Here is a 24,898-nt window from a genome sequence, read left to right on the forward strand (position 1 = left end):
AATGGCTCCGCAGGTAGGAATCGAACCTACGACCGATCGGTTAACAGCCGATAGCTCTACCGCTGAGCTACTGCGGAATAATATTGCCTGGCAACGTCCTACTCTCACAGGGACAAGGTCCCAACTACCATCGGCGCTAGAGAGCTTAACTTCCGTGTTCGGTATGGGAACGGGTGTGACCTCTCTGCCATCATTACCAGACATTATTCTTTTGAGACAATCATTATTATAACTTATTCACCCTGAAAGTCAATAAATTTTATATATTCTCTCAAAACTAGATAACGTTGCTTCATATTATATGGTTAAGTCCTCGATCTATTAGTATTCGTCAGCTCCACATGTCACCATGCTTCCACCTCGAACCTATCAACCTGATCATCTTTCAGGGATCTTACTAGCTTACGCTATGGGAAATCTCATCTTGAGGGGGGCTTCATGCTTAGATGCTTTCAGCACTTATCCCTTCCGCACATAGCTACCCAGCTATGCCCTTGGCAGAACAACTGGTACACCAGCGGTGCGTCCATCCCGGTCCTCTCGTACTAAGGACAGCTCCTCTCAAATTTCCTGCGCCCACGACGGATAGGGACCGAACTGTCTCACGACGTTCTGAACCCAGCTCGCGTACCGCTTTAATGGGCGAACAGCCCAACCCTTGGGACCGACTACAGCCCCAGGATGCGATGAGCCGACATCGAGGTGCCAAACCTCCCCGTCGATGTGGACTCTTGGGGGAGATAAGCCTGTTATCCCCGGGGTAGCTTTTATCCGTTGAGCGATGGCCCTTCCATGCGGAACCACCGGATCACTAAGCCCGACTTTCGTCCCTGCTCGACTTGTAGGTCTCGCAGTCAAGCTCCCTTATGCCTTTGCACTCTACGAATGATTTCCAACCATTCTGAGGGAACCTTTGGGCGCCTCCGTTACACTTTAGGAGGCGACCGCCCCAGTCAAACTGCCCACCTGACACTGTCTCCCGGGTCGATAAGACCCGTAGGTTAGAATTTCAATACAGTCAGGGCGGTATCCCACCGACTGCCTCCACCGAAGCTAGCGCTCCGGTTTCAATGGCTCCCGCCTATCCTGTACAAACTGTACCAAAATTCAATATCAGGCTACAGTAAAGCTCCACGGGGTCTTTCCGTCCTGTCGCGGGTAACCTGCATCTTCACAGGTACTATAATTTCACCGAGTCTCTGGTTGAGACAGTGCCCAAATCGTTACACCTTTCGTGCGGGTCGGAACTTACCCGACAAGGAATTTCGCTACCTTAGGACCGTTATAGTTACGGCCGCCGTTTACTGGGGCTTCAGTTCAGAGCTTCGCTTACGCTAACCCCTCTCCTTAACCTTCCAGCACCGGGCAGGTGTCAGCCCCTATACTTCGCCTTACGGCTTCGCAGAGACCTGTGTTTTTGCTAAACAGTCGCTTGGGCCTATTCACTGCGGCTTTCCGTTAAGAAAGCACCCCTTCTCCCGAAGTTACGGGGTCATTTTGCCGAGTTCCTTAACCAGAGTTCTCTCGCACACCTTAGGATTCTCTCCTCGCCTACCTGTGTCGGTTTGCGGTACAGGCACCTTTTATCTCGCTAGAAGCTTTTCTTGGCAGCGGGGAATCAAAGACTTCGCTCCATAAGGAGCTTCCCCATCACAGCTCAGCCTTCACGATAAGCGGATTTGCCTACTTATCAGCCTAACTGCTTGGACGTGCACAACCAATCGCACGCTTCTTCTATCCTTCTGCGTCCCTCCATTGCTCAAACGATAAAGAGGTGGTACAGGAATATCAACCTGTTGTCCATCGCCTACGCCTGTCGGCCTCGGCTTAGGTCCTGACTAACCCTGAGCGGACGAGCCTTCCTCAGGAAACCTTAGGCATTCGGTGGACGGGATTCTCACCCGTCTTTCGCTACTCATACCGGCATTCTCACTTCTAAGCGCTCCACCAGTCCTTCCGGTCTGACTTCACTGCACTTAGAACGCTCCCCTACCACTGATACCATTGGTATCAATTCGCAGCTTCGGTGGTGTATTTAGCCCCGGTACATTTTCGGCGCAGAGTCACTCGACTAGTGAGCTATTACGCACTCTTTAAATGGTGGCTGCTTCTGAGCCAACATCCTAGTTGTCTAAGCAACTCCACATCCTTTTCCACTTAATACACACTTTGGGACCTTAGCTGGCGATCTGGGCTGTTTCCCTCTTGACTACGGATCTTATCACTCGCAGTCTGACTCCTAAGGATAAGTCATTGGCATTCGGAGTTTGACTGAATTCGGTAATCCGATGAGGACCCCTAGTTCAATCAGTGCTCTACCTCCAAGACTCTTACACTTAAGGCTAGCCCTAAAGCTATTTCGGGGAGAACCAGACTATCTCCAGGTTCGATTGGAATTTCTCCGCTACCCACACCTCATCCCCGCACTTTTCAACGTGCGTGGGTTCGGGCCTCCATTCAGTGTTACCTGAACTTCACCCTGGACATGGGTAGATCACCTGGTTTCGGGTCTACGACCACGTACTAAACGCCCTATTCAGACTCGCTTTCGCTGCGGCTCCGCCTCTTCAGCTTAACCTCGCACGGGATCGTAACTCGCCGGTTCATTCTACAAAAGGCACGCCATCACCCATTAACGGGCTCTGACTATTTGTAGGCACACGGTTTCAGGATCTCTTTCACTCCCCTTCCGGGGTGCTTTTCACCTTTCCCTCACGGTACTGGTTCACTATCGATCACTAGGGAGTATTTAGCCTTGGGAGATGGTCCTCCCAGATTCCGACGGAATTTCACGTGTTCCGCCGTACTCAGGATACATTCAAGAGAGAACGAAGTTTCGACTACGGGGTTATTACCCTCTGTGACGGACCTTTCCAGGTCGCTTCGTCTACCTCGTTCCTTTGTAACTCCGTATAGAATGTCCTACAACCCCAAGAGGCAAGCCTCTTGGTTTGGGCTAGATTCCGTTTCGCTCGCCGCTACTCAGGAAATCGCATTTGCTTTCTCTTCCTCCAGGTACTTAGATGTTTCAGTTCCCTGGGTCTGTCTTCCATACCCTATGTATTCAGGTAAGGATACCATACCATTACGTATAGTGGGTTTCCCCATTCGGAAATCTTCGGATCAAAGCTTACTTACAGCTCCCCGAAGCATATCGGCGTTAGTCCCGTCCTTCATCGACTCCTAGTGTCAAGGCATCCACCGTGCGCCCTTTCTAACTTAACCAAACTAAAATTAAAAAAATATGAGCTACACTGTTATCTAGTTTTCAAAGAACATACATTTAAACTTGAGAGATAGTTCTCTCAAAACTGAACGAAACAAAACAAGTCAACGTTTATTGATGAACTGCGTTCATCAATTCTCCATAGAAAGGAGGTGATCCAGCCGCACCTTCCGATACGGCTACCTTGTTACGACTTCACCCCAATCATCTGTCCCACCTTAGGCGGCTGGCTCCATAAAGGTTACCCCACCGACTTCGGGTGTTACAAACTCTCGTGGTGTGACGGGCGGTGTGTACAAGGCCCGGGAACGTATTCACCGCGGCATGCTGATCCGCGATTACTAGCGATTCCAGCTTCATGTAGGCGAGTTGCAGCCTACAATCCGAACTGAGAACGGTTTTATGAGATTAGCTCCACCTCGCGGTCTTGCAGCTCTTTGTACCGTCCATTGTAGCACGTGTGTAGCCCAGGTCATAAGGGGCATGATGATTTGACGTCATCCCCACCTTCCTCCGGTTTGTCACCGGCAGTCACCTTAGAGTGCCCAACTTAATGATGGCAACTAAGATCAAGGGTTGCGCTCGTTGCGGGACTTAACCCAACATCTCACGACACGAGCTGACGACAACCATGCACCACCTGTCACTCTGCTCCCGAAGGAGAAGCTCTATCTCTAGAGTTTTCAGAGGATGTCAAGACCTGGTAAGGTTCTTCGCGTTGCTTCGAATTAAACCACATGCTCCACCGCTTGTGCGGGCCCCCGTCAATTCCTTTGAGTTTCAGCCTTGCGGCCGTACTCCCCAGGCGGAGTGCTTAATGCGTTAACTTCAGCACTAAAGGGCGGAAACCCTCTAACACTTAGCACTCATCGTTTACGGCGTGGACTACCAGGGTATCTAATCCTGTTTGCTCCCCACGCTTTCGCGCCTCAGTGTCAGTTACAGACCAGAAAGTCGCCTTCGCCACTGGTGTTCCTCCATATCTCTACGCATTTCACCGCTACACATGGAATTCCACTTTCCTCTTCTGCACTCAAGTCTCCCAGTTTCCAATGACCCTCCACGGTTGAGCCGTGGGCTTTCACATCAGACTTAAGAAACCACCTGCGCGCGCTTTACGCCCAATAATTCCGGATAACGCTTGCCACCTACGTATTACCGCGGCTGCTGGCACGTAGTTAGCCGTGGCTTTCTGGTTAGGTACCGTCAAGGTGCCAGCTTATTCAACTAGCACTTGTTCTTCCCTAACAACAGAGTTTTACGACCCGAAAGCCTTCATCACTCACGCGGCGTTGCTCCGTCAGACTTTCGTCCATTGCGGAAGATTCCCTACTGCTGCCTCCCGTAGGAGTCTGGGCCGTGTCTCAGTCCCAGTGTGGCCGATCACCCTCTCAGGTCGGCTACGCATCGTCGCCTTGGTGAGCCGTTACCTCACCAACTAGCTAATGCGACGCGGGTCCATCCATAAGTGACAGCCGAAGCCGCCTTTCAATTTCGAACTATGCAGTTCAAAATATTATCCGGTATTAGCCCCGGTTTCCCGGAGTTATCCCAGTCTTATGGGTAGGTTACCCACGTGTTACTCACCCGTCCGCCGCTAACTTCATAAGAGCAAGCTCTTAATCCATTCGCTCGACTTGCATGTATTAGGCACGCCGCCAGCGTTCATCCTGAGCCAGGATCAAACTCTCCAATAAAGTTAGTTTGTCTAGCATCTAAAAATAAAAATTGACGTTTACGTTGTTTGTTTCGTTCAGTTTTCAAAGAACTACTTCGTCGCTCAATTGCGACTTTCTTATGTTAACATCTTCGTATTCCGATGTCAACTAAGTTTTTCGAATTTCTTTTTTTGTCGTTCACTGCGTTTCCGCATCAGCGACGTTTATTAATATATCATGCAGTATATGTAGGGTCAATACTTTTTATAAAAAAATTTCACATCCCGTTAAAAGCTTAAAAAATCATATCTCCTTATCATTTTACTAAGTTTACACACGAGTGAAAATTCTAAATTTTATGTTATATTGTTATTATAGGAGCGTGGTGAGAATGAGCATTAAATATTCGAACAAAATCAATAAAATTCGGACCTTCGCATTAAGTTTAGTATTTATCGGTCTCTTCATTGCATACTTAGGAGTCTTTTTCCGTGACAACATTATTATTATGACAACATTTATGATGGTTGGCTTTTTAGCTGTTATCGCTAGTACTGTCGTTTACTTTTGGATTGGTATGTTATCTACTAAGACTGTACAAATTATTTGTCCAAGCTGCGATAAGCCAACAAAAATGCTTGGTCGTGTCGACGCATGCATGCATTGCAACCAACCTTTAACACTGGATCCGAGTTTAGAAGGAAAAGAATTTAATGAGAAGTACAATAAAAAAAGCTATAAAGGATAACACGTACTTTCACTTTAGTATTTTTTCATCCCTATATAATAAAGAAAGAGGGTGACTTAATCGTCACCCTCTTTCTTTATTATATATTACGCCTTATGACACTCTGGACAAACGCCATAAATTTCTAAGCGATGACTATTAATAATGAATCCTGTCGTTTTCGCAGCTTCCTCTTCAAGCTGTTCCAAACCTCCATAAGGAAAATCAACAATCTTACCACATTTTTCGCAAATCACATGATAATGTTGACTTGTAACATAATCAAATCTACTTGAAGCGTCCCCATAAGTTAATTCCTTTACAAGTCCAACTTCTTTAAACACACGTAAGTTATTATAGACAGTCGCAACACTCATATTTGGAAACTTACCTTCTAATGCTTTATAAATGTCATCCGCTGTTGGGTGCGTCATAGATTCCACAAGGTACTCTAAAATAGCATGACGCTGTGGAGTAATGCGTACACCCGTATTTTTCAGCATTTCTAGCGCTTCTTTTAATTCTTCTTTGACCACCGTCATGCACCCCGATTCTATACGGATTATTATTTTATAATTCTTATAAAGAGTGTACTCTTTTTCTTATAAATCGTCAATATTTCTACTATAAGTATGTGGTTTATTTTTGTATATAGCCTTATTCTTATGTACCTTCCCGCATTTCCTATACATTTACATAGAAAAAAGTGCGACATAATCGCACTTGGAATACTATCATCTGAGGAGGTATGCCCTACACTTTCACTTTATGTATCGCAAGAAAATATGTATAGACGCATGCCTTACATATGTATTTTTTTCCACATTAATATAGATTTATTTTATATAAGAAAGAACGTCCTCAATATGTCCTTCCACTTTCACTTTACGCCATTCTTTTACAAGTTCACCATCTTTATTGATAAGGAATGTAGAACGCTCGATTCCCATGTACTCTTTTCCAAAGTTCTTTTTCAACTTCCAAACATCGTACAATTCTGCTACTTTATGATCTTCATCTACTAAAAGTACAAATGGAAGCTCATGCTTCTCGATGAATTTCATATGTCTGTTCACCGAATCAGGACTTACACCAAGGATGACCGTGTCCTTCTCTTGGAATAATCCATATGCATCACGAAAATCACATGCTTCGGTTGTACACCCTGGAGTCATATCTTTTGGGTAAAAATATAAAACTACATTTTTACCTCGGAAGTCAGCTAAGCGAATTTGTTCTCCCGTACTTCCCTCTAATGTGAATTCCGGTGCTATTTCTCCTACTGTGATCATTGTTATCACTCCTTTTCTTTTCTATTACTATAACAAATGCTACCTTATTTTTCATTGTCCATTACAGTCCTTACCACAAAAGCAAACGGTAATGTATATCCAATTAGTGCTTCTCCAATTGCAATCCATCTTCCGATTCCAATCGGAGCTATATCACCATATCCAACGGACAATAAAGTAACCGCGCTAAAATATAAACATATTTCAACGAGTTGAAAGGAATGAGCACTTAGCCTATCCCCATCTTCTTTTAAAACCGCAAAACCCATTTCCTCTAGCACAACATAACTTAATCCAAACGCAATCAGTACCGTTGTATAAATTAAAAACAACGTAGCTAAATTGTACAGCGAAAAGAAACGATTGGAATTTGAATATGAACTCCATAATAATTGGACACTTCTCAAAATAGCGATTGCCGCAATTAATAGAATAAATCCCCATAACATGTCCTCCACCTCATTTTATATGTATGAGGACTATAGCTGATTTATCCCTTAGAAACGAACAAGCTTCTATAATTAATTCCCCGCACCACGATATCGTTTAACCCCTTGATTCCAGAGGGTAATTGCAATAGTAAAACAGATAACACCAACAATTGGCGTTGCGAAAGCATAGCTATTCCACTCTGTTTTTCTTAAAAAGTATGCTGCTGGATATACCCCAACAAATGCAAACGGTAAAACAAACGTTAAAACAAAGCCAATAACACGGTTATAAATATCAACAGGATAGCGTCCATAATTCCCTATGTTATACATAAGCGGCATAATGGAACTTTTCGCATCCGACCAAAAGCCAAGACTTGCAAGCGTAACAAATATCCCGCCGTACACAAGTGCCCCTCCCCCTACCATAAGTAGGAATAAGAAGAAATCATACCAGTAAAAAGATAATTGCAGCTCCATTGCTGCATAACCCATCACAATAATCCCCGTAATGGCTCCAATTAAAGATTCAAGTTCCATTCTTTCTAATATAATTTGAAATAAACTATGAATCGGTCTCGTTAATATACGATCCATTTCTCCTTTAATAATGTAACGATCATTAAAATCCCATATATTAAAGAAAGCTGAAAAAATGGCAAACGGTACTAAAAAGAAACCATAAATAAAGATTACTTCTTCTCGGCTCCACCCTTTTAGTGCTTGGGTATGCCCAAACACAACGAGAATGAAGATTAAATTAACAGCTTGTAGTGATAAATCTGAAAGTAATCCGACGATAAAATCGCCACGATACTCCAATTTTGTTTTTATATATTGACTTGCATATTGCAAAAATAATTTTATATATATCATCTCGTCATCCCCCTTGTACGATTAGACGTTTTCTCGCCGTTTTCCACATCAGTACAATTGGAATAATAAGTATAATTGCCCAAATCACTTGAAATAATAAAGCTTCATATAACTTACTTCCTTGTATACCTTCAGAGAAAATCATACTTGGAATATAACTAATTGCTTGAAACGGTAAAAACACCATTGCTTTTTGGGCCCATAACGGATAAAAACTAATCGGTAATAATAAACCAGAAAATAAATCGATAACAACACGTTTCGCATACATAATTCCACTATTATTAAATAAGAAGAATGTAAGCATTCCTGTCATTAAATTTATTTGTGTATTAATGATAAAACTAAATATTAAAGATAAGAAGAAATATAACCACGTTTGAAAATTTGTTGTAATTTGTAATGAAAATAATAACGTAACAATAACCATGCCCGGAATTGAAAAGAAAGCAAAACGAAATATCCCTTCTCCAAGCCCTTGCATAACTTTCATACCTAAATAGTTATATGGACGAATTAGCTCTACCGCCACACGTCCTTCTTGAATTTCCATCGCAATTTCTCTATCTATATTATTGAAATAAAAAGCGCGTGCCATCCATGCGATCGCAATATACGTAGTCATTTGCGAAATAGATAAACTTTCAATATTCTCTTTCCCGCTATAAATTGCTTGCCATAAAAAATAATACGCACCAATGTTAATCGTATAAATTAAAATCCCGCTGTAATAATTTGTACGATAAGCAAGCATCATTAAAAAGCGAATCCGAATCATTTCAATATACTTACCCATGCATAATACCTTCTTCATAAATGTTACGAATAATTTCCTCTGTAGACACTTCGTTAATTTTCAAATCTTTAATTTGAAAGGCTTGTACTACTTTAGAAATCAACATAGAAATGATAACTTCTTCATTCGGTATTTTTGCAACCCATGCGTTTTCTTCTTTCGCTTTTAACCACACAACATGGCTATCTGGCATAACCATTGATAACTCCTGGTATGAAACTGGGGCAACAAACTGAAAATGTATTTCCTTCTCTACTCCCCACTGCGTACGAAGATTATCTAAAGATCCATCATACATAATATTCCCTTCATCAAGCATGATGACGCGTTCACATAAAGCTTCAATATCAGTAATATCATGTGTCGTTAATAAAATTGTTGTTTTATAACGTTCATTCATCTCTTTTAAGAATTCTCGTATTTTCAATTTCACAAGAACATCTAGTCCAATTGTTGGCTCATCTAAAAATAATAACGGCGGATTATGAATTAACGCCGCTGCCAATTCACAACGCATTCTTTGACCAAGAGATAATTTCCGTACCGGTTTATCTAATAAAGGACCGATATCTAACGTTTCAATAACATGTTCCATATGTTCCTTATACTGAGCGTCTGATACACCGTACACTTTCTTCAATAAACGAAATGATTCTTGTACAGCAATATCCCACCAAAGCTGGGAACGCTGACCAAACACAACGCCGATTGTTCTTACAAATTCTTCTCTCTGTTTGTGTGGATTCATTCCATTCACTGTAATTTGTCCTGATGTCGGAGTCAAAATCCCTGTAAGCATTTTAATCGTCGTTGATTTACCAGCACCATTCTCACCAATATAACCAACCATTTCACCTTGCTTTACAGTAAAAGAAACATCATTTACTGCTGGTACTATTTTATAATTACGATTTAATAAATCGCGAAATGCACCCTTTAATCCCGGACGACTTGAATAAGCTGTAAACTCTTTACGTAACCCTTGTACCTCAATTACCGATTTCATAATCGGACCCCCTTCCTAAATGTCACAACGAATAGTTTACCCAACTGCTCCTTCTATCACAAACAATACGTCTTTTCAAAAAACATGTTAGAATAATACATAGATTTTTGTAAGGAGATGAATTGTAGTGAATTTCACAAAATCAGAAGCGTTACATAAAGAAGCTTTAGAACATATCGTTGGTGGTGTTAATAGTCCTTCCCGTTCTTTTAAAGCAGTTGGAGGCGGTTCTCCTGTTGCAATGGAACGCGGAAAAGGTGCTTATTTCTGGGATGTAGATGGAAATAAATATATCGACTATTTAGCAGCGTATGGCCCTATTATTACTGGACATGCTCACCCACACGTGACAGAAGCAATTAAAACAGCGGCTGAAAACGGCGTACTATACGGTACTCCAACAGCATTAGAAGTAAAATTCGCAAAAATGTTAAAAGAAGCAATGCCCGCTTTAGATAAAGTTCGCTTCGTGAACTCTGGTACAGAATCCGTTATGACAACCATTCGTGTTGCTCGTGCTTACACTGGCCGCACAAAAATTATGAAATTCGCTGGTTGTTACCACGGTCATTCCGATTTAGTACTTGTAGCAGCTGGCTCTGGTCCTTCTACTCTTGGAATTCCTGATTCAGCGGGTGTGCCACAAAGTATCGCTCAAGAAGTTATTACTGTTCCGTTTAATAATGTAGAAACTTTAAAAGAAGCGTTAGATAAATGGGGACATGAAGTAGCAGCTATCCTTGTAGAGCCAATCGTTGGAAACTTCGGTATTGTTGAGCCAAAACCTGGCTTCCTTGAAAAAGTTAATGAACTTGTTCACGAAGCTGGTGCACTAGTAATTTATGATGAAGTTATTACTGCTTTCCGCTTTATGTATGGCGGCGCTCAAGACTTACTTGGCGTAACCCCAGATTTAACAGCACTTGGTAAAGTTATCGGCGGTGGACTTCCAATTGGTGCTTACGGTGGTAAGAAAGAAATTATGGAACAAGTTGCACCGCTCGGTCCTGCATACCAAGCTGGTACAATGGCTGGGAACCCTGCTTCTATGGCATCAGGGATTGCCTGCCTAGAAGTACTTCAACAAGAAGGCGTATACGAGAAATTAGATGCACTTGGCGCAATGCTTGAAAAAGGAATTTTAGATCAAGCTACAAAACATAACATCGATATTACAGTAAACCGTCTAAAGGGTGCATTAACTGTATACTTCACAACAAATACAATTGAAGATTACGATGCAGCCAAAAATACAGATGGTGAAATGTTCGGTAGATTCTTCAAGCTGATGCTTCAAGAAGGTATTAATTTAGCACCTTCTAAATATGAAGCATGGTTCTTAACGACAGAACATACAAAAGAAGATATTGAATATACAATTGAAGCTGTTGGCAGAGCATTTTCTACCCTAGCGAACAATAAATAATCTCTTCATTACAAAAGGAAAAAAGAAAGCCCATCTTTCTTTTTTCCTTTTTTCTATTTCATAAATCCCTCATTAATAGTATAATTATTCATAATTATCTGTTTTATATTCTTTTATATCCTTACTATCCATGTATACAAGGCAGTTCACGCCTTAAATAGTAAGATTATTCAAAATTCATTTTCCAGAGGGGGGATTGACGGATGCTCAACAAAAAAAATAAATGGACACCGTCTTTATTTCGGAATTATAAAAATGCAGAACACGATGCGTGTGGAATCGTTTCCGTTATGGAAAAACGAAGAAATCCTACAAAAGAAAACATCGATCTTTGTATACAATCGCTAGTCAAAATGAATCATAGAGCTGGTTTCATTAATGGCGAAGGAGATGGTATCGGAATTCATATCGACATGCCAAAAGCACTTTGGAATGAAAAACTGAAAAGTAGCGGATATAATCCAACGATTGTGGATCATCCCCACTTTATCGTTGGACATTTTTTTCTAAACAAAAAAGAAAACATTGCTGAGTTAAAAGATTACATTCGTACGCAACTAAACAATGAAAGCTTTACAATTGTTCTCGAAAATGATGATGTAATAAACTCAGATGCACTTGGTCCTCTTGGTAAACAAGAAGAACCTTTATTTTGGCAAATTGCCCTTATCGCCGAAAGTGAAGTTAAAAATATTGAACAAACATTATTTTCTGTAACAATAAAAATCGAAGAAAATGAAGCAATTCATGTTGCCTCATTAAGTCATGAACATGTTGTATATAAAGTTCTCGGTGCTGGCGATACACTCGTTGCTTATTACAATGATTTACAACACCCACTTATCGCTTCAACTATGACACTAGGACATAATCGCTATTCTACTAATACGTTATCTAATTTTTTTCGTGTACAACCATTTAGCATTCTCGGACATAATGGCGAAATTAACACGATTGCAAAATTACGCGATCAAGCTGAAATGATTAATGTACCACTTACTGCCGTGGGCAGTGATTCCCAAGATTTAAACCGCACCTTAGAAACCCTTCTCGTTCAGTATAACTACAGTTTATTTGAAGCAATGGATATATTATTTCCACCAATTATTAATGAAATAAAACTTTACGAAACAAGCTTACAAAACTTATACACTTATATACGTGAGGCTTGGGGGCATTTCGCACAAGGTCCAGCTGGTATTATTTCACGTTATAAAGATGAAGCTGTTTTCAGTGTCGATTCCCTTGGATTACGCCCAGTTTGGAAAGTAGAGACAGAGAGCTCCTATATTTTCTCTTCTGAACCTGGCGTTGTATCACCAACTGAATATGTAGCAGAGCCGAAACCACTCGCTCCTGGAGAAAAAGTTGGATTAAAATGGAATCAACAAGATGAGCTCGTTCTCTATGAATACGACAATTATCAAATTGAAGTATATAACCGTTTTAAGAAACGAATCGATGTTACCAATTATCATGTAAACTTATCTATCCCTGAAACGAAAGAAGCTGAGGGATTATGTGATTCGGTTCAAGTTGAAACGAATCAATACGTCGCTTTTGGCTGGGATCGAGAACATATTCAGCTCCTTGAACAAATGGCGACAAAAGGCGTCGAACCAATTCGGTCACTTGGGCACGACTCACCACTTGCCGCACTTGATACAGATAGACGAAATATTGCTGATTTCATTAAGGAAAGTGTAGCCGTTGTTACAAATCCAGCAATCGATCGCGATCGCGAAGTTGAACACTTCTCCACACGTACTGTACTCGGAGAGCGTCCGGGTTTATTAGATAACTCTAAACAACCATTTGTAATCGAGATGCTTTCACCCATTATTTTAGAAGGGAATTTAGCTCAATCTATCGCGGCAGACTTACACACGATTACGTACGAACAACTTATACAGCTATTCATTACTCATAGCTCGGTCTCTACAATTTCTATTACATTTAGTCCATCAGAAACTCTACAAATCGCATTAAATCGAATTAGTTCCGAAGCGATAGCAGCCGTTAAAAATGGTGCTTCCCTACTATTATTAGATGACGCTAAATCTCATCAAAATGAACTGTTATGGATTGACCCACATTTAGTTACTGCTAAAGTACATCAAGCATTAACTGAAAATAAATTACGCCGGAAATGCTCTCTCGTTATACGTTCCGGTGCCCTTCGCTCCTTACACGATATCGTCACGCTATACGGATTAGGGGCAGATGGTATTAATCCATATTTATTGTTCGCAACGGTAAATGATGAAACAAAATTACCAATTACTAATTTGTATACCGCACTTAATAAAGGACTAGAGAAAGTAATTTCAACGATTGGAATTCATGAATTACGCGGTTACGGTCGCCTCTTCTCCTCTATTGGATTACATGAGGAAATCGCAAATATATTACAAATTACAAACTTCTGCGGTTCAAATAATTTAGCTTTTTCACTTGAATCACTTGCTGAAGATGCAAAAATTCGAGCTGAGGATTTTAACAATCCAAAAGTTAGAATGCGAAAATCATTTCATATATTCCCGCGGATTTGGAAAGCAATTGGTGATGTTGCAAAAGGAAACTCTTATGATGATTACCGCGACAAGTTAAGTGAATTAGAAGAAAACACTCCCATCGCAATCAGGCACCTTGTTCAAACAAAACAAGCACAGCATGTAGTTCCGACTGAAGAAGTGTCCATCGGCATTCACAATCATGATTTACCATTTATTATTAGTTCCATGTCATTTGGTTCTCAAAATGAAATTGCCTTTCGCGCGTATGCAGAAGCTGCCGATCAGCTAAATATGATTAGTTTGAACGGTGAAGGCGGCGAAATTAAAGATATGATTGGTAAGTACCCACATACACGCGGACAACAAGTTGCATCTGGCCGATTTGGAGTAAACGCTGAACTACTAAATTCATCAAATTTAATTGAAATTAAAATAGGTCAAGGAGCAAAGCCTGGCGAAGGTGGACATTTGCCTGGTTCAAAAGTGACTGCCAAAATTGCGGAAGCACGTAATGCTACAATTGGTTCGGATTTAATTTCACCTTCTAACAACCATGATATTTATTCAATTGAAGACTTGGCTCAAATGATTACAGAAATTAAAACGGCTAATCATCTTGCAAAAGTAGCTGTAAAAGTTCCTGTCGTTCCTAACATCGGAACAATTGCTGTCGGTATCGCAAAAGCTGGTGCTGACTTTATTAACATTAGTGGATTTGATGGCGGAACAGGTGCTGCGCGTATTCACGCATTGCAACATGTTGGTCTTCCTGTAGAGATTGGTGTTAAAGCTGCTCACAATGCGTTACTAGAAGCAAATATGAGACATAAAGTAGAGATTTGGGCAGATGGCGGTATTCGAAGTGTAAATGACGCCTTAAAAATCATGCTCCTTGGAGCAAACCGGATCGGATTTGGCACATTATCAATGATTGCAATCGGCTGTACAACTTGCCGTGGTTGTCATCTTGATACGTGCCACGTCGGAATTGCAACACAAATTGAGTCTGAAGCTCAAGCGAAAGAACATGGACTGCGCCGTTTCGTTCCACGTGAATTAGAAAGCGCAGTTACAGGGCTATTAAGCCTATTCACTACTTTCGGTACAGAATTGAAACGTTTAACAGGGCAGCTCGGTTACACAAACTTACAAGATATTATCGGACGATCGGATTTATTAGAACAAACTCGAGGCAAGGACTTATTAGACTTACGTAATTTAATACAAACGATAGAAGATTCATCTGTGAAAATAACGGCATCTGTACAAGAAAAACAATTTGAAACAACAAATTCTCTCCAGTCAAAAGAATTAGTAAGCGTCGGCGTAGAGCAACGCGTAATGGGCGGTCTAGAATCCTGTTATCGTATTCGTAGCAAATTATATGAAAACACTCATCTTGAACCACTTACATTAAAGTATACAAACGGATCTGTTCCCGGAAACGGATTAGGCGCGTACAATAGCGAGAACTTATTTATACACGTAAATGGTGGCGCGCAAGATGGAATTGGAAAAACTTCATTTGGCGGTGGCATTTATATAACGAAAGCAAAAGGAACAGATGGAACATATTATAACGGTTCTGTCGGAAAAGGATTTGGATACGGTGCTCAAAAAGGTGCATTATACGTGCAAGGTAACGCTGATGCTCGTGCTGGCATTCGCCTTTCTGGAGCAGATATGATAATTGGAGGCAGAATTACAAAACCACTCCGCGAAAAAGAACAAGGAAATATCGGAGTATATTCTAATATAAAAGGATTTGCTTTTGAATATATGACAAATGGTCGCGCTCTTGTTTTAGGAGATCCTGGTCCATGGATTTGTGCCGGCATGACTGGTGGTGTTGTTTATTTACATCATGAGCCAAACTTAGGTTTAACAGAACACGCTTTAAAAAGAAGAATTGCTAAAGGTGCAAATGTAACATTGCAGCCAATTAGTAAAAATGGTTTGCAAGATGTGAATGAATTATTATTAGACTACATTCGTGTATTAAATGAGCACGAACAATATGAAGAAGTCGCTTTGTTAACACCATTATTAGATGATATCCAGCTTCACTTCTATGAAATTATCCCGAAAAAAGAACAGGCGGATCCATCTATTTCAACTGAATGATATGTACAATATTTATTTTCATAAAGTGAAACTTTAATCAGTGGGGGTTTTGTTCATCCCCCACTGATTATTAGCCCTCACCAATCGGGTGTTTACGGGCAGTTGATCTTCCACCTAACTTCTTTGCTCCAGTCGCATTTTGAGGTGGGAGTTTTACTGCCCGTTAATGCGGGATAAAAAAATTGACGAAGCGAGCATCGCATAGTAATCTAGAATAACAATTTGAAACCTGCTGAAATTCAGCAGGTTTTTTTATTAAAGAATAGATGTTTAAAGAGAATTTGGAGAAATTATAAATTGATTGGAATTTATTTATTAAACTTTTTAACGTCACTAAAATATCACTTGCTAACATATTGTAATGAATGTATAGTATCATGTTGTACATTCATTATGACAAGAGAAAGGATATCAATAAGGGTATGAAACTTGGTGCTCGCATTTTAAAAACGGGTATTGCCATTACATTAGCTTTATTTGCTTGTATTTTACTTCAATTACCGAGTCCTGTATTTGCGGGAATCTCAGCTATCTTTGCTGTTCAACCGTCTGTATACCGCTCGTATTTAACTGCTCTTGAGCAAATTCAAGCAAACGTAATTGGTGCTGTATTCGCTATCGTATTTGCTACTGCTTTTGGACATAATCCTTTTATTATTGGATTAACGTGTATATTAGTAATTGCTCTTACTTTACAATTACGCTTAGAAAAAACAATATCACTCGCTTTAGTAACAGTTATCGCCATTATGGAGTATCAAGGCGAAGATTTCTTTAATTTTGCCTTACTTCGATTCGCGACGATTATGATTGGAATTATTGCGGCTTCGCTTGTAAATTTAGTATTTATGCCGCCAAAATATGAAACAAAACTTTACCATCGCATCGTTGATAATACAGAGGAAATTGTTAAATGGATTCGTATGAACAGTAGGCAAGCTTCTGATTTTACAACGCTAAAAACCGATATTGATCGCATGAAAGAAAAAATGATTAAACTAAATCATTACTATTTGCTGTATAAAGAAGAAAGAAGCTATACGAAAAAAATACAATTCGCGAAAATTCGTAAGCTCGTTTTATTCAGACAAATGTTAGCGACAACAAGCCGCGCTTTAAGCACGTTAAAATCATTACATCGCACCGAAAATGAACTGCGCTATATGCCAGAAGAGTTTCAGGAATCTATTCAAAACGAACTTGATTCATTAACGCATTATCACGAACAAGTGTTATTAAAATTTATTGGTAAAGCAAAGAAACAACAATCTGTTGAGATGCTTGATGAAGTTGAAACCGGTAAACAAGAATTGATTGATATCTTTATGGATTATCAAAATAAGGACGATGAGGAAGCATATAAAATATGGTTACACCTCTTCCCTCTTATTTCTTCAATTATTAACTACAGTGAGGAAGTAGAGCATTTAGATTTACTTGTGGATAGCTTCTACACATACCATAAACCAGAAAGCGAACTCCAAATCGAAGATAAAAAAGAAGACGAATAAAAAGCAGCTCCTTTTACGCTAAAGGAGCTGTTTCTGTTATATGCTGAAGTTGATATAGATTGTAATAAAATCCCCTCTTTTTCATTAACTCTTCATGAGAACCCTTTTCTTTTATTTCACCATCTTCAACATAAATAATTGTATCAACATGCGTAATCGTCGCTAATCGATGTGCAATAATAATTGTTGTCCGATCTGCAGCTAACGTTTGCAGTGCCTCTTGAATATATCGTTCATTTTCTAAATCTAAAGCGGAAGTTGCTTCATCTAATATAAGTAAAGACGGATTCTTTAGAAAAACCCGTGCGATTGCTACACGCTGTCTTTGTCCACCAGATAATTTCACACCACGTTCCCCAACGACAGTATCATAGCCCTCTGGCAACTCTGTAATAAAATTATGAATTTGTGCAGCTTTGGCAGCTGAAATCACTTCCGCCTCTGTAGCTTTCGGATTGCCATATAAAATATTAGCCCCGATTGTATCGCTAAATAATAAATTATCTTGTAGCACAATTCCAATATGACTACGTAAATTTCTCATATTATACTTTCTTACATCTATCCCGTCTATATAAACTGCACCTTCAGAAACATCGTAAAAACGCGGAATTAAACTAGCAAGAGATGACTTTCCTCCTCCACTTGCCCCTACAAGCGCAACCTTCTCTCCCGGGCGCATAGTTAATGACAGATTATGCAATATTTCTTTTTCATCCGCATTATAACGAAAAGAAACATTATCAAATATAACTTCCCCATCTAGCCTTTTCGTTTGCACCGCATTTGGCACATTAACAATATCGTATTTTTCATCCAACAATTCAAACACTCGATCCATCGAGGCGAAAGACTGTGTTAATGTTGTAGATGAATTAACAAGGCGACGAAGCGGACTATATAAACTATCCATATATCCAACAAAAGCAACCATCGTACCCAGTGTTAACGACCCTTGAATTACCTCATATGCCGCAAAACCAATAACAAGTAACGGCCCTAAATCCGTTAACGTATTCACTACCGAAAACGTTCTCGCCGTCCAACTCGTATGAGTTAGTGCTTTCGTTAAAAATTCATTATTTCTCTTTTCAAACTGTCCTCTTTCATACTCTTCTAATGCAAAACTACGTGTCACTTGCATCCCTTGAATACGTTCATGTAAATACCCTTGCATAGTTGCTAACGCTTGCGAGCGCTCTTTCGTCAATTTTCGAAGGCGCCCGAAAAAATATTTCACTGCAACTACATAAATAGGTAAGATTAATAAAGCAACAAAGGTTAATTTTATATTCATAGAAAACATAACGATAATGGCAATAACAATTGTTGCAGTATCTAACCAGACATTCATAAGACCAGTAATTACAAAGTCCTTCGTTTGTTCTACATCATGGATTACACGTGAAATAAGCTCCCCTGTTTTTGTGTTCGAATAATAACGTAAGCTCAATTTTTGCAAGTGCCCAAAAATGTATTTTCGTAAATCGTATAGTATTGTATTGGCAATGCGCTGCGCGAAATATTGACGATAATATTCTATCGGCGGTCTTACTACTGCAAAAATAAAAAAAGCAATCCCAATTGCGGTTATTAATTGAGACGTTTTTTCTTGAAGCGATCCCGTGCCTTGAATAACATCATCAATAATATACTTTAATAACCATGGCATAATAAGCGGGATACCGAACTTCACAAGACCAATAATAATTGTAATAGCAATAAGCCATCGATATGGTTTAACAAATTGTAAATATCTTTTTATACCTTGCACATAATCCCCCCTCTAATAGGACAAACCTGCCGGGAAATTCCCTGCAGGTTTGTTTTAATTTCTGTACATTAAATATCTTTCGTACCACATATCTACGAAATCCGGTGCGAATGGACCTTTTCTTTGATGAATCCACTGTGTTAAATGTGCTACATTTCGTTTTAAAATTGTATCAATAACAGGTGGATACTGCATGATTTGACTATGCTTTTCATACTCATCTTCATCCAAAAGTGTATATGTCATATCTGGATACACTTTAATGTCTAAGTCGTAATCAATATACTTTAATGCTTCAGAGTCATATGCAAAAGGAGAACTTAAATTACAATAATAATATACTCCTTCTTCTCTTAGCATTCCAATTACATTAAACCAATAATTAGCATGGAAGTAACAAATCGCAGGTTCGCGAGTAACCCATGTTCGACCATCTGATTCCGTAACTACTGTACGATCATTTGCTCCGATCACAAGGCTCTGCGTCCCTTTTAAAATTGTTGTCTCTTCCCACATTCTATGAATGGAGCCATTATGTTTATAACTATGTATTTGTACCTTTTCTCCTTCTTTGGGAAATCCCATATATGCTCCCTTCTTTCAACCGCAAATGCTTTTCTTAAGTTGTCTTAACTACCCCTTGAACTGCATTCACTTTTTTTCTATTATAACTTTTTTGTCAAAATTTTAAAACTAAAGCGATAGGACACTTGTTTTCATGAGGAATATAATGAAGTTTGTATTATTGAATACCACATCACTAACCCTTTTAACGAAGGAACATTTCCTATGAATTAGCAATACGTATTTTAGAAGATTAAACGAAGATATAACAAAAAGAAAAGCCCCCTCACCTCTGTTTAAGAAAGGACTTTTCACCTAAAATCAACAACATATCTCACCCTTAATTTGAAATTATTTTTTCGATTTCAAAAGATTGAATCACATTATTCGTTTGCTGTTCAAATTTTTCATGTAAAAGTTTTAATGCTATTTCTGTTCTATATATTTCTTGACGGATAAAATGCAATTCTTTTTTATCGCACGTATCCCTTTCACTCATTTCAATTTGCTGATACTTCTCTAAATGCGATTGTAACTTTAAAAGCTCATCCATCGTTTCCAACTGCTCTCCTACCAACTTATCAAAGTCGTTCATCACTTACCCCCTTTTTGATTCATTCGCCATTTATAATTCCTATTACATATTTCTAATCGTGAACTTCTTTCTCCTTTGACTACATTTGTTGACTTATTAGAAGTTATGTCGTTCCCTTTATTTTCATTACAGTGACACGCACACAAAGAAAACACTTCTCTCAAATTGGAGAAGTGTTTTTCTTTCATTACTCGTTTGAACTAGAAGATTGTGATTGTTTTGCAGCTGATTGTGCATTTTGTTTTTTCACTGCATGCACATCTGTTTCAGTTGCAAACTCTGTACCATAACTAGCATTTGCACTTTGAGCAGCAGAAGCTTGTGCTTTCTGTGCCTCTGATTGTGCGTTCGCTTGTTTTACTGCTTGTACATTCGTTTCAGTTGCAAACTCTGTACCATAGCTAGCATTTGTACTTTGAATGCTAGCACCAGAAGTTGCCTTATTATAACCTTGTTGTTTTTTACTCATCTTTCTCACCTCCACAATCAATAATGTAACCAATTCACTTAGAAGTTATCCTTAATTTTCTTTTTAAAAATTCACGCATATATCTCTTATCACTCATTCAAACTACATATGATGGAGGTGGGAATATGTATACTGGACGTGATATGACTGAGCTAACTATGATTTCCAAAAATGAATGGAAAGAGGATGAATTAGCTTATTTTCATCATTCATTTCAGCAAATTATGCCTTATCTAAATGTAGAGGGCCAAACGATTTATAAAGAAGTTGTGAAAGAAATCGAGTCACGGGGCGGATTATAAACGCGTGGATTTTCAACCTCAAAATACAAATTTATTTTCAATATAAAAAACGTGTTCCAAAGTTCTGGAACACGTTTTTATTATTTATCCCGCTATTTGCCGGGCAGTAAGACCACACCTCAAAATGCAGCGAAAGCAAAGAAGTTAGGTTGGGGCCTTGCTGCCCATAAAAGCCCGATTGGTGAAGGCTAATAATCAGTGGGGGATGAAGAAACCCCCCACTGATTAAAGTTTCACTTTACTGCATTGTAATTTTCTCAACACACTTTTCGTAAATTGTACGATGTGATTTCGAGAAAGGTAACTGTTCAAACGCTTCTTTCGATACAAACTTTAATGTATCCGTTTCGACAATATTACCTGTTACTTTTCCGTAAAATATGAAGATATCCCAAGTACGATGTGTAAAAGTATGTTGTACATTCATCGCGTATTCATCAATAGAAACAGAGAGATCAAAGCTCTCCTTCATATAATCCGTAAGCTGTTGTTTTTGATTACGAATACCTTCACTTAGTTCAATATTCGGGAACTCCCACATATTAGCCAGTAATCCCGTACTTGGGCGTTTATTAATTACGTAACGGCCATCTTCAGTTTGAAGTACTCCCGCAACGAGCGGTACCATTGTAGGTGCTTTCGCTTTACTCTTCACTGGTAGTTCTTTTTGAACACCTTCAGCATACCCTCTGCAATGTTCACGTACAGGACAAAGTAAACAAGATGGATTTTTCGGTATACAAATTAATGCCCCTAATTCCATCAAACCTTGGTTAAAATAAGATGGATTTTCTATAGAAATAATTTCACGCACAATCTCTTCAAAAACTTTTCTCGTTTTCGGTTTTGCAATATCATCCCACACTGATAAAATACGAGATAATACGCGCATAACATTTCCATCAACCGCTGGCTCTGGTATGCCATATGCAATACTTAAAATGGCACCTTTTGTATATGGTCCCACTCCTTTTAATTTTTCAATTTTCTTTACATCGCTCGGTACTGTCCCGCCGTATACTTCTTTTACCTCTTTTACTGCAGCATGTAAATTTCGTGCTCTAGAATAATAACCTAAGCCTTCCCATGCTTTTAATACTTCTTCATCATCGGCAGTTGCTAGCGCTTCAAGCGTAGGAAACTTCCCCATAAAATTTGCGTAATATGGTTTTACAGCCTCTACCCTTGTTTGCTGTAACATAATTTCTGAAACCCAAACACGGTATGGATCTTTATTTTTTCGCCACGGTAAATCACGTTGTTCTTTTTCAAACCAACCAATTAAATCATTTTGAAACTGTTCTATGTTAAACTCATTTAATATTTCAAGTGTCAAACTTGATCCCCCTCATTTTTTTGCATATACGTACTATTATAAAGATTTTAGGAAAAAATTTAAGTAAGATGACATAGGAAATAGAAGGCAAAGGACTTGAGGTATCGAATAAAAAGAGTTACATTAATAAAAAACGGAGGTGGATTTCTATGGACACAGCCACTCACCTTGTTATGGGCGTTACTCTAGGCAGTTTGGCAACATTAGATCCAGCTATAGCACAAAGTGATATTGGGCCACAAGCAGTGATGCTTGCAACAATTGCCGGTTCCAATATTCCTGACATCGATACAGTTTTAAAATTGCGTAATAACGCTAAATATATAAGAAATCATCGCGGGATTACTCATTCCATCCCTGCAGTGATCCTTTGGTCACTCCTTATAAGTGGCATCTCTTTCGCCTTCTTTTCAGACGCTCCCTATCTGCATCTACTACTTTGGTCATTTATTGCCGTCTTTCTTCATGTCTTTGTGGATATTTTCAATGCCTATGGTACACAGGCATTAAGGCCCTTCACAAAAAAATGGGTAGCGCTCGGCATAATTAATACGTTTGATACTGTCATTTTCTTTATCCATATACTTGCTATCGCCTGTATGCTTGTCGGAGCACATAAAGGTTATACTGCTTTAGCAGCGTATATATTAATGTTTGTTTACTATATCGGCCGCATTATGATGCATCGAAATATTAAAAGTGTAGTATACAAACGTTTCAAAAATGTAGAGAAAGTAATTATTTCTCCTTCTTACAAATTTTATCATTATCATTTAGCCGTCGTTACAACTGAACATTACTACGTCGCAAGATGGCACCGCGGTAACATCCTTGTATACGACAAATTCGATCGCGTACCGTTCCCGAATACCGCCATTATGCAAGCTGCTGTGCGAGATGAAAATATATCTGCTTTCTTATCTTTCTCGCCTGTATATCGCTGGGATATTTTCGATTATGATAACTATTATGAAGTTCGATTTATTGATTTGCGGTATCGAAGTAAAGATTATTATCCATTCGTCGCAATCGTTCAGCTCGATCAAAATTTAAATATTATTAGTTCATATACAGGATGGATTTTCAGCGAAGAGAAACTTCGAAAGAAACTGGAATTGCTTCCACATTAAAAAAAGCGACCTATGTCGCTTTTTTTAATGTTTCAAATGATCTTCTTGATTGATTAAATGGCTATACTTCGGATTATTTGTACGCATTTCATGAAGGCGCCCTCCATGATTATTAACCCATGTTCGTACCACTTGTTCAGTCATTTCCTCACCTTGGTAACGACCTGATTTAGCATAAGTTGTTCGGAAGTCTTCCCACAGTAATTCAACCCATGCACGAGCTTGTGCGTAAGAAAGGTTGTCATTTTTATCTAATAATTCTTTCGTTAATGTTTCATAAATATCATTCATGTTCTATTCTCCTTTTACCTATTTATTCCCTTAATTTCTAAAGGATAGTTTCTTCTATTTTGCACATTCTATAAGTGATACTTCTTAAAGAGGTATCAACTGATAATGAGGGGGCGTTCTTAATGGGTAGACAAGCCGAATTTTGGTCTGAGTCAAAAAACAACAGCAAAATCGACGGTCAACCGAAAGCGAAATCACGCTTCGCTTCGAAACGACCTAACGGCACAATTAACACGCACCCACAAGAGCGTATGCGTGCTGCAAATCAGCAGGAAGAGTAGTACAAATTAAATTCCTACACGAGGTGATAAAGATGAGCTACCGTGACCATTTAGATCGTCGTTCTGAATTATTTAACCATACGTGGACTCGTCCAAAACATGCGAAAGCGCAAGTTAATGGACAGACGCAACAAACCCAGTCTCTCATTATACTGGCAAACGAATGTAAAAAACGCCAATTTTAGAATCTCCTATCTCCTTTAACGCCTACCAAAGATGAAAACCAGAGAGATATTCACTCTCTGGTTTTTATTTTTCCTGCAGCAAGGAAATTGGTATTCCAATCTCTTCATTATCATTTTGCTTATATCCCCAAGCAAATACCCCATTGAAATACGTAATTTTAAATACCACACCAGGTTCTTCTACTAATTCATATGTCTCACCAATATGGAATTTATTTATATCTATCATATAAGCACGAGCCATAGCCATTTTTCTCATTAATACATCGAATTCATTTACAATTCCAAGTTGCTCAGCCTTTACTGCTTGCTCCTTCAAAACCCCAATTTCTTCCCTTAGCTCATGTGGTGTCATTTCACTGTAGCGTTTTGGCGTACCCAT

At 39.3% G+C, this 24,898-nt stretch carries 21 protein-coding genes, 1 tRNA gene and 3 rRNA genes; 8 read left to right on the forward strand and 17 right to left on the reverse strand.

Annotation, left to right across the window (positions count from 1 at the left end):
- Positions 1-2: 2 nt before the first annotated feature.
- From JFU18_RS12920 to JFU18_RS12935, 4 genes are all read right to left on the reverse strand, one after another.
- Positions 3-77, reverse strand: a tRNA-Asn gene (locus JFU18_RS12920).
- A gap of 8 nt (positions 78-85) precedes the next feature.
- Positions 86-201, reverse strand: a 5S ribosomal RNA gene (gene rrf, locus JFU18_RS12925).
- Between the two features lie 100 nt (positions 202-301).
- Positions 302-3,225: ribosomal RNA gene (locus tag JFU18_RS12930) — 23S ribosomal RNA — on the reverse strand.
- 146 nt (positions 3,226-3,371) lie between these two features.
- A 16S ribosomal RNA gene (locus JFU18_RS12935) occupies positions 3,372-4,923 on the reverse strand.
- Together the 16S, 23S and 5S rRNA genes with 1 tRNA gene alongside form the textbook arrangement of a ribosomal RNA operon.
- 352 nt (positions 4,924-5,275) lie before the next feature.
- Between JFU18_RS12935 and JFU18_RS12940 the strand changes: the two genes are divergently transcribed.
- On the forward strand, positions 5,276-5,632 hold the full coding sequence (locus tag JFU18_RS12940) for a YgzB family protein (protein ID WP_002063699.1): 357 nt from the start codon (positions 5,276-5,278) through the stop codon (positions 5,630-5,632).
- A gap of 86 nt (positions 5,633-5,718) precedes the next feature.
- On the opposite strand, the gene perR is transcribed toward JFU18_RS12940, so the two are convergent.
- From perR to JFU18_RS12970, 6 genes are all read right to left on the reverse strand, one after another.
- Entirely contained in the window at positions 5,719-6,147 is a 429-nt protein-coding gene (gene perR / locus JFU18_RS12945) for a peroxide-responsive transcriptional repressor PerR (protein ID WP_165762387.1), read from the reverse strand.
- A gap of 300 nt (positions 6,148-6,447) precedes the next feature.
- Positions 6,448-6,903, reverse strand: coding sequence for a thioredoxin-dependent thiol peroxidase (gene bcp, locus JFU18_RS12950; RefSeq protein WP_201032418.1), 456 nt, complete (start codon positions 6,901-6,903; stop codon positions 6,448-6,450).
- 44 nt (positions 6,904-6,947) lie between these two features.
- Positions 6,948-7,352 carry a potassium channel family protein gene (locus tag JFU18_RS12955; protein ID WP_002091112.1) on the reverse strand — a complete coding sequence of 135 codons (405 nt, stop codon included), beginning with the start codon at positions 7,350-7,352 and terminating at the stop codon, positions 6,948-6,950.
- Positions 7,353-7,424: 72 nt separating this feature from the next.
- Positions 7,425-8,210, reverse strand: coding sequence for an ABC transporter permease (locus JFU18_RS12960; RefSeq protein ID WP_002091114.1), 786 nt, complete (start codon positions 8,208-8,210; stop codon positions 7,425-7,427).
- Positions 8,211-8,214: 4 nt separating this feature from the next.
- Positions 8,215-9,006: an ABC transporter permease gene (locus JFU18_RS12965; protein WP_000521522.1), complete on the reverse strand. Its 792-nt coding sequence runs from the start codon at positions 9,004-9,006 to the stop codon at positions 8,215-8,217.
- Positions 8,999-10,012: an ABC transporter ATP-binding protein gene (locus JFU18_RS12970; RefSeq protein ID WP_002010347.1), complete on the reverse strand. Its 1,014-nt coding sequence runs from the start codon at positions 10,010-10,012 to the stop codon at positions 8,999-9,001. Before JFU18_RS12970 ends, JFU18_RS12965 begins: the two co-directional genes overlap by 8 nt.
- 127 nt (positions 10,013-10,139) lie before the next feature.
- On the opposite strand from JFU18_RS12970, the gene hemL reads away from it, so the two are divergent.
- The 3 genes from hemL (at position 10,140) to JFU18_RS12985 (ending at position 17,589) form a co-directional block, all read left to right on the forward strand.
- Complete coding sequence (gene hemL, locus JFU18_RS12975) at positions 10,140-11,438, forward strand: glutamate-1-semialdehyde-2,1-aminomutase (protein WP_002010346.1); 1,299 nt, start codon at positions 10,140-10,142, stop codon at positions 11,436-11,438.
- A gap of 203 nt (positions 11,439-11,641) precedes the next feature.
- The gene (locus tag JFU18_RS12980) at positions 11,642-16,078 is read left to right on the forward strand and encodes a glutamate synthase-related protein (RefSeq protein WP_201032417.1); all 4,437 of its coding nucleotides are present in this window, start codon (positions 11,642-11,644) and stop codon (positions 16,076-16,078) included.
- A gap of 422 nt (positions 16,079-16,500) precedes the next feature.
- Positions 16,501-17,589, forward strand: a complete 1,089-nt coding sequence (locus tag JFU18_RS12985) for an aromatic acid exporter family protein (RefSeq protein ID WP_002063696.1) — start codon at positions 16,501-16,503, stop codon at positions 17,587-17,589.
- Positions 17,590-17,602: 13 nt separating this feature from the next.
- Here the strand turns inward: JFU18_RS12985 and JFU18_RS12990 are convergent, their stop codons facing one another.
- The 4 genes from JFU18_RS12990 to JFU18_RS13005 all read right to left on the reverse strand — a co-directional run bounded on the left by JFU18_RS12990 (position 17,603) and on the right by JFU18_RS13005 (position 20,991).
- On the reverse strand, positions 17,603-19,363 hold the full coding sequence (locus JFU18_RS12990; protein ID WP_002091119.1) for an ABC transporter ATP-binding protein: 1,761 nt from the start codon (positions 19,361-19,363) through the stop codon (positions 17,603-17,605).
- Between the two features lie 54 nt (positions 19,364-19,417).
- Positions 19,418-19,948: a nucleoside tri-diphosphate phosphatase gene (gene ntdP, locus JFU18_RS12995; protein ID WP_000506630.1), complete on the reverse strand. Its 531-nt coding sequence runs from the start codon at positions 19,946-19,948 to the stop codon at positions 19,418-19,420.
- Between the two features lie 319 nt (positions 19,949-20,267).
- Positions 20,268-20,522 carry a YgaB family protein gene (locus JFU18_RS13000; RefSeq protein WP_000997588.1) on the reverse strand — a complete coding sequence of 85 codons (255 nt, stop codon included), beginning with the start codon at positions 20,520-20,522 and terminating at the stop codon, positions 20,268-20,270.
- A gap of 187 nt (positions 20,523-20,709) precedes the next feature.
- On the reverse strand, positions 20,710-20,991 hold the full coding sequence (locus JFU18_RS13005; RefSeq protein ID WP_002125062.1) for a gamma-type small acid-soluble spore protein: 282 nt from the start codon (positions 20,989-20,991) through the stop codon (positions 20,710-20,712).
- A 125-nt stretch (positions 20,992-21,116) separates the two neighbouring features.
- Here JFU18_RS13005 and JFU18_RS13010 point away from each other — a divergent pair, with 125 nt between their 5' ends.
- Positions 21,117-21,293 (forward strand): hypothetical protein, encoded by a 177-nt coding sequence (locus JFU18_RS13010; RefSeq protein WP_002091123.1) that lies wholly within the window; start codon positions 21,117-21,119, stop codon positions 21,291-21,293.
- 238 nt (positions 21,294-21,531) lie between these two features.
- On the opposite strand, the gene mutY is transcribed toward JFU18_RS13010, so the two are convergent.
- Entirely contained in the window at positions 21,532-22,629 is a 1,098-nt protein-coding gene (gene mutY / locus JFU18_RS13015; RefSeq protein WP_002091125.1) for an A/G-specific adenine glycosylase, read from the reverse strand.
- Between the two features lie 149 nt (positions 22,630-22,778).
- On the opposite strand from mutY, the gene JFU18_RS13020 reads away from it, so the two are divergent.
- On the forward strand, positions 22,779-23,759 hold the full coding sequence (locus JFU18_RS13020; RefSeq protein WP_002010329.1) for a metal-dependent hydrolase: 981 nt from the start codon (positions 22,779-22,781) through the stop codon (positions 23,757-23,759).
- A 24-nt stretch (positions 23,760-23,783) separates the two neighbouring features.
- On the opposite strand, the gene JFU18_RS13025 is transcribed toward JFU18_RS13020, so the two are convergent.
- On the reverse strand, positions 23,784-24,050 hold the full coding sequence (locus tag JFU18_RS13025; RefSeq protein ID WP_002010328.1) for a YfhJ family protein: 267 nt from the start codon (positions 24,048-24,050) through the stop codon (positions 23,784-23,786).
- A 122-nt stretch (positions 24,051-24,172) separates the two neighbouring features.
- Here JFU18_RS13025 and JFU18_RS13030 point away from each other — a divergent pair, with 122 nt between their 5' ends.
- A complete protein-coding gene (locus JFU18_RS13030; RefSeq protein ID WP_002010326.1) occupies positions 24,173-24,331 on the forward strand; it encodes a small, acid-soluble spore protein K in 159 nt (52 codons plus the stop codon).
- 32 nt (positions 24,332-24,363) lie between these two features.
- Entirely contained in the window at positions 24,364-24,516 is a 153-nt protein-coding gene (locus JFU18_RS13035; RefSeq protein WP_002010325.1) for a YpzG family protein, read from the forward strand.
- Between the two features lie 64 nt (positions 24,517-24,580).
- Here JFU18_RS13035 and JFU18_RS13040 read toward each other — a convergent pair whose 3' ends face one another.
- Positions 24,581-24,898: a YfhH family protein gene (locus JFU18_RS13040; RefSeq protein WP_002029631.1), complete on the reverse strand. Its 318-nt coding sequence runs from the start codon at positions 24,896-24,898 to the stop codon at positions 24,581-24,583.

It is taken from the genome of Bacillus sp. TH22 (assembly GCF_016651015.1).
Lineage (GTDB): Bacteria > Bacillota > Bacilli > Bacillales > Bacillaceae_G > Bacillus_A > Bacillus_A mycoides.